The sequence below is a fragment of the Limimaricola cinnabarinus LL-001 genome, assembly GCF_000466965.1.
Classification (GTDB): Bacteria; Pseudomonadota; Alphaproteobacteria; order Rhodobacterales; family Rhodobacteraceae; genus Limimaricola; species Limimaricola cinnabarinus.
Genome location: NZ_BATB01000117.1, coordinates 1 through 5,558, shown reverse-complemented (window position 1 = coordinate 5,558; position 5,558 = coordinate 1). Strand labels below are relative to the sequence as shown.

The window sequence follows — 5,558 nt, the reverse complement described above, 5'->3', positions numbered from 1 at the left end:
GGGGGCAGCACATGCCGCCGCGCTTCGCTCGCCTTGGGAAAGCCCGGAAACCTCCGGGCGGGGGTGGCGTATCCGATGTTGTCGAATGCGCGCAGGAGTGCGTAGTTGTCCATCGAGCAGGTCCCGCTCCCTTGATGTAACTGGTTACATGTTCGGTGTAACTGGTTACATTCGTCAAGAACCTTGTTGCGGGTCTCGGATCCGGCCCGAAAATGCCGGAAAGCTGCACAGGAGGCGCAGGACGCGATGCAAAACACGGCACCCCACAAACGCGCCAACCTGCGCGACGTCGCCGCGGCGGCCGAGGTTTCGGTCGCGACGGTGAGTCGGGTGCTGAACGCGCCGGGCAGCGTGGCCCGCGACACCCGGCTTCGGGTCGAGGATGCGATGGCGCGGCTGCACTGGACCCCGAGCGCCGCGGCCCGGGCGATCAATTCGGGCCGCAGCCGCTTCGTGGGCGCGCTGGTGCCGACGCTCGATCACGACATCTTTGCCCGGCTGCTGGCCGAGCTGGAGTCGCGGCTGGCCGAGCATCGACTGTCGCTGGTGGTGGCCACCACCCGCCGGCGATCCGCAGACCGAGGCGCGCAAGGCACAGGGCCTTCTGGACATCGGCGCCGAGGGGCTGCTCGTCTCCGGTGCCGTCCGCGCGCCGGAGTTCCACGCCCTGATCGAGCGGACCCGCCTGCCCGCCGTGGCGACCTCGTGGTACGATCCCGGCTATGCTCTGCCGACGGTGGGCTACGACAACCGGGCCGCGGCGCTGATGGCGTTGCGCCACCTGACCGATCTGGGCCATCGGCGGATCGCGGTGCTGCACGGCCCGCTCGCCACCAACGACCGGACGGCGCTGCGGGTCACCGCGCTCGAGGAGAGCGACCACGACCTCGTCTTTCACGCCACCGGCATGACGATCGCCGATGGTCGCGCGGCCACCCGCGCGGCGCTGGCCGCGCCGGTCCGCCCGACCGCGCTTTTGTGCCTGTCGGATGTGCAGGCGACCGGCGCGCTTCAGGAATGTCTTCATGCCGGAATACGCGTACCCGAGGCGCTGTCGGTGATCGGCACCGACGATCTGCCCGGCTCGGCGCATCTCTATCCGGCGCTGACCACCGTGCATCTGCCGGTCGGGCGAATGGGCCGGGTCGCGGCCGACGCCATTGCGGGCTGGGTCGAGGCGCAGCGCCGCCCCGAGGCACAGCTCCTCGACATCGCGCTGATGGCGCGCGACAGCACCGCCGCGCCACCCAGCGAAGCCTGACGCGAATGGTCTTGGCATTCCCGAAGATCGGCGGCGATCCCGCCGGCCATCGTCATTTTGTGATCGGTGCTCTCCGGCAGCCCGCCCCCGATCTCGGGTCTGCCCGGATCTTCATCGCCATCACTGTGTCGCAACGTGCAGGATCCCCACCCGCCGATGGGGGTCGGGCTGATGTCGTGACTGGGACGAGCGCCCCCTCATGCGACCTGCTCGTGGGAAACCCGACTGACGGATCCTGAAGAAGGCGCATGAACCGCCGCGCGGGTTCACGGGGAAAGGAACGTCAGGAACTCCCGCTCCCGAAAGAGCGCCCTATCATGACCTGCATTCGAAAGGCTTCAGCCACGCCAGGTCCGGATCGGGCCGGAATCGATATGCGTGAAGTTCGATCCATGGTATCGGCCGACGCCTCCGACCTGCAGCCATTCCGCTATGTTGGCCACGTCCGTCATGGGAATACCCTCGAACAGGACGTCGGCGGCCCGCCGTTTCATGTGATAGCTGTTGGACGAGGCACCGATGCCCCGGCTTTGCAGAAACCGCGTCGTTTCCGGCGTGCGAAACCCCGAAAGCAGAATGATCTGGCCCGAATGCCCCTGCTGCCGGACCACGTCCGATAGCGCCGCAAGGCTCCAGTAGATCCTGTGGTCGATGTCCGGGGTCTCACCGTCGCGCCAGTCCCGGAACAACCAGTCCAGCCGACGCAGCGCGCGCCGATCCGTGCGGCCGTCCTTCATGAAGCGCAAGGCCCGGCGTTCGCCGGTATGGGCGTTGGTGATGTCGAGATAACTGTCCCCGCGCGGAAACATGAAATCCAGCCGCGTGCCGGGCCGGGTGGGAGAAGGCAGTTTCTCGTAGCCGCGAGCGGCGCAGCCTGACAGGAGCGGCGTGGCGAGGCTTGCGCCGGCAGCACAGAAAAGCCTGCGCCGAGTGACGCGCCCCGCGGGCGGGCTGGATGTATTCATGGTACCTCATCACTGCTCGGCCCCGTTTCCCGGGGTCTCGAAGAAGACGCTGTCGAGAACGCCTTCCGGATGCAAAGCATGCGACAGGCCGATGCTTCGGACAAGGGGTGTCCGGGCCGCAAACGACACCGTTACCTGATTGCGCCGCATCGATAGCGCCGCGGCCCGGCCCGGAGTTTCCGGTCTCGCCCGGACGGCGCACCGGGCGCCCTCAGGGGGGGCTGTGCAGATCGCTGGAAAATTGTCCGAAATTCGGCTATGGTCGCAACCATCTGCATAGGGATCGCCCGGCTGGTGCGCGTTTCTTCACCGGTCGCGCGAGCGGGCATCGCGATGATCGTTGCGGCCAGTCTGGTACTGATTGTTCTGTTTTCCGTCGGCTTTCACCTTCTCAGCCCTTGGTGGTGGACCCCGATCGCCTCGAACTGGGGCTATATCGACACCACCCTCGTCGTCACCTTCTGGATCACCGGCGCGGTCTTTGTCGCGGTGGTGCTGTTCATGGCGTGGTGCGTGTTCCGCTACCGCCACAAGCCCGGCCGCGTCGCCCATTACGAACCCGAAAGCCGTAGGCTCGAAATCTGGCTCACCGGCCTCACCGCGCTCGGCGTGGCGGCGATGCTGGCACCGGGCCTCGTGGTCTGGAAGCAGTTCATCACCGTTCCCGACGAGGCGACTGAGATCGAGGTGGTGGCGCAGCAATGGTTCTGGAGCTACCGCCTGCCCGGCGTCGACGGGCGGCTGGGAAGCTCCGGCGTCGAATGGATCGATTTCGAGAACCCGCTCGGCATCAACCCGCATGACCGCTTCGGCGCCGACGACGTGGTGATCGACGCGGGCGACCTGCATCTGCCGCTGGGACAGCCCGTGAAGGTCAATTTGCGCTCGATCGACGTGCTGCATGATTTCTACGTGCCCGAGTTTCGCGCCAAGATGGACATGGTGCCCGGCATGGTGACCTATTTCTGGTTCACCCCTACCCGCACCGGCGAATTCGAGGTGCTCTGCGCCGAACTCTGCGGCACCGGCCACGGCATCATGCGCGGCTATGTGCTGATCGATGAGGAGGCCGAATACGAGGCCTGGCTCGGCGAGCAGTTCACTTTCGCGGGTCTGCCCGCGAGCCAAGGCATTCAGGTCGCGAAGACCGCGGGAGGGAGCGATCCATGAGCAGCGTCAGCGAAGGCCCCGACACGGGCATTCCGCCCGCCGAAGTCCCCGACCTGCCGCCGCCGCATGCGCATGGGTTCTGGTCGCGCTGGGTCTTTTCGCAGGACGCGAAATACATCGCCCTGCAATATTCCGGCACCGCCATCGCCATCGGCCTCGTGGCCCTCGTGCTGTCATGGCTGATCCGGATGCAGCTCGGCTTTCCCGGCGTGTTCGATTTCATCTCGGCCGAGGCCTATTACCAGTTCATCACCATGCACGGCATGATCATGGTGGTCTACCTGCTCACCGCGATCTTCCTTGGCGGCTTCGGCAACTACCTGATCCCGCTCATGGTCGGCGCGCGGGACATGGTGTTTCCCTTCGTCAACATGCTGAGCTTCTGGATGTATTTCGCGGCCGTCGTGGTGCTGGCGGCAAGCTTCTTCGCGCCGGGCGGGCCGACCGGGGCGGGCTGGACGCTCTATCCGCCGCAGGCGATCCTGTCGGGGACGCCGGGCGGCACGCAATGGGGCATCGTTCTGATGCTCGTGTCGCTCATCCTGTTCATCATCGGCTTCACCATGGGCGGTCTGAACTATGCCGTCACGGTGCTTCAGGCGCGAACGCGCGGCATGACATTGATGCGCATGCCGCTCACCATCTGGGGCATCTTCACCGCCACCGTCATGGCGCTTCTGGCCTTCCCCGCGCTGTTCGTGGCCGCCGTGATGATGCTGTTCGACCGGCTCTTGGGCACGTCGTTCTTCATGCCCGCGCTGGTCGAGATGGGCGAGCAGCTGAGCTATGGCGGCGGAAGCCCGATCGTGTTCCAGCACCTGTTCTGGTTCTTCGGCCATCCGGAGGTCTACATCGTCGCCCTGCCCGCCTTCGGCATCGTGTCAGACCTGATCGCGGTGCATGCGCGCAAGAACATCTTCGGCTACCGGATGATGGTCTGGGCCATCGTCATCATCGGCGCGCTATCCTTCATCGTCTGGGCGCACCACATGTATGTCTCGGGGATGCACCCCTATTTCGGCTTCTTCTTCGCCACCACGACCCTGATCATCGCGGTGCCCACCGCGCTCAAGGTCTATAACTGGGTCCTGACGCTGTGGCGCGGCGACATCCACCTCACCTTGCCGATGCTCTTCGCGCTCGGCTTCATCGTCACCTTTCTCAACGGTGGTCTCACCGGCCTCTTTCTCGGCAACGTGGTGGTCGACGTGCCGTTGTCGGACACGATGTTCGTGGTGGCGCATTTTCACATGGTGATGGGTGTGGCGCCGATCATGGTGATCTTCGGCGCGATCTATCACTGGTTTCCATTGATCTCGGGGCGGATGCTGTCGCACCGCATGGGGCTCGTCCATTTCTGGGTCACCTTCATCGGCGCCTACGCGATCTTCTTTCCGATGCATTACGTGGGTCTTGTCGGGGTGCCGCGCCGCTATCCCGACATCACGGCGAGCTTCGTGCCAGACAGCGTCGCCACCCTCAACGCCTTCATCACCGTGGCGGCCCTGACCGTGGGCGCGGCGCAGATGTTGTTCCTGTTCAACCTGTTCTGGAGCCTGTGCTTCGGACGCAGATCGGGCCTGAACCCGTGGCGCGCCGCCTCGCTCGAATGGCAGACGCCCGAGATCCCGCCGCGCCATGGCAACTGGGGCAAAGAGCTGCCCGTGGTCTATCGCTGGGCCTATGACTACTCCGTGCCGGGGGCCGCGCGCGACTACATCGCGCAGGACGATCCCGGCCCCCGCGCCAGCTGGAGCCACGTGCCATGAGCATCGTTCTGGGCTTCGTCGCATTGGTTGCTGTCATCGCGCTGACATGGCTGTGGAAACAGGGCGTGACCGAGCGGCCATGGTTGGAGACCGGCGCCGACACCCGCATCCCTTCCCCCGGCGGGCAGCCACGGGGCGGGCCGGGCTCGGCATCTTCCTGATCGTGGCGGGCGGGCTCTTCGCGCTGTCGGGCAGCGCGGTGACCATGCGCATGGGCTATGCCGACTGGTTCGAGATGCGGCTGCCGCGTGTGGTCTGGCTCGGCTTGGCGCTCCTTGTCCTGAGCAGCCTCGCCATGCAAGCCGCCGTCTTCGCCGCCCGGCGGGGCGACGGGCCCGGCCTCGGGCGCTGGATCGGGGCGGGGGCCACGAGCATGGCGGGCTTCCTTCTCGC

6 protein-coding genes and 1 pseudogene are annotated in these 5,558 nt (G+C 66.0%); 6 read left to right on the top strand and 1 reads right to left on the bottom strand.

Annotation, left to right across the window (positions count from 1 at the left end; translation table 11 throughout):
• Window positions 1–246: 246 nt before the first annotated feature.
• Window positions 247–354 (top strand): annotated as a pseudogene (locus MBELCI_RS22135) (LacI family DNA-binding transcriptional regulator); the annotation flags it as partial.
• Between the two features lie 136 nt (window positions 355–490).
• The gene (locus tag MBELCI_RS18280; RefSeq protein WP_052512779.1) at window positions 491–1,261 is read left to right on the top strand and encodes a substrate-binding domain-containing protein; all 771 of its coding nucleotides are present in this window, start codon (window positions 491–493) and stop codon (window positions 1,259–1,261) included.
• Window positions 1,262–1,599: 338 nt separating this feature from the next.
• On the opposite strand, the gene MBELCI_RS18275 is transcribed toward MBELCI_RS18280, so the two are convergent.
• Complete coding sequence (locus tag MBELCI_RS18275) at window positions 1,600–2,226, bottom strand: YcbK family protein (protein WP_081698659.1); 627 nt, start codon at window positions 2,224–2,226, stop codon at window positions 1,600–1,602.
• A gap of 258 nt (window positions 2,227–2,484) precedes the next feature.
• On the opposite strand from MBELCI_RS18275, the gene MBELCI_RS18270 reads away from it, so the two are divergent.
• The 4 genes from MBELCI_RS18270 to MBELCI_RS18260 all read left to right on the top strand — a co-directional run.
• Window positions 2,485–3,396: a cytochrome c oxidase subunit II gene (locus tag MBELCI_RS18270; RefSeq protein WP_235047701.1), complete on the top strand. Its 912-nt coding sequence runs from the start codon at window positions 2,485–2,487 to the stop codon at window positions 3,394–3,396.
• Entirely contained in the window at window positions 3,393–5,165 is a 1,773-nt protein-coding gene (locus MBELCI_RS18265) for a cbb3-type cytochrome c oxidase subunit I (protein ID WP_021695726.1), read from the top strand. The genes MBELCI_RS18270 and MBELCI_RS18265 overlap by 4 nt, the downstream gene beginning before the upstream one ends.
• Complete coding sequence (locus tag MBELCI_RS22130; RefSeq protein WP_021695725.1) at window positions 5,162–5,326, top strand: hypothetical protein; 165 nt, start codon at window positions 5,162–5,164, stop codon at window positions 5,324–5,326. The genes MBELCI_RS18265 and MBELCI_RS22130 overlap by 4 nt, the downstream gene beginning before the upstream one ends.
• A 2-nt stretch (window positions 5,327–5,328) precedes the next feature.
• Window positions 5,329–5,558: hypothetical protein (locus tag MBELCI_RS18260; protein WP_235047700.1), on the top strand; the 230-nt coding region annotated here is incomplete at its 3' end.